We start from the raw sequence: 267 nt of genomic DNA, 5'->3' as shown, positions 1-267 counted from the left end.
CACGTCAGTGCGTTCCCTGTTTTCCCAGGGACTGGGTGGTGGCGACGAAGTGCTGCAGCCGTTCCAGGGCCTTGCCGCTGGCGATCGCTTCGCGCGAGGCGGCGATGCCGGCTTCGATGCTGTCGGCCACGCCGGCCACGTAGAGCGCCGCGCCGGCGTTAAGCACGACGATCTCGCGCGCCGGGCCGGGCCGATTGTCCAGCACACCCAGCAGCATCGCCTTCGATTCGGTGGCATCACCCACACGCAGGTTGCGGCTGGCGGCCA

Annotated in this window: 1 pseudogene; it reads right to left on the bottom strand. The window is 69.3% G+C overall.

The features are described from left to right. Window positions 1–4 precede the first annotated feature (4 nt). Window positions 5–267 (bottom strand): annotated as a pseudogene (locus OH705_RS27565) (hypothetical protein); the annotation flags it as partial.

The organism is Pseudomonas sp. BJa3 (genome assembly GCF_026343815.1).
In the GTDB taxonomy this organism is placed as follows: domain Bacteria; phylum Pseudomonadota; class Gammaproteobacteria; order Pseudomonadales; family Pseudomonadaceae; genus Aquipseudomonas; species Aquipseudomonas soli.
This window is presented reverse-complemented; position numbering and strand designations above follow the sequence as displayed.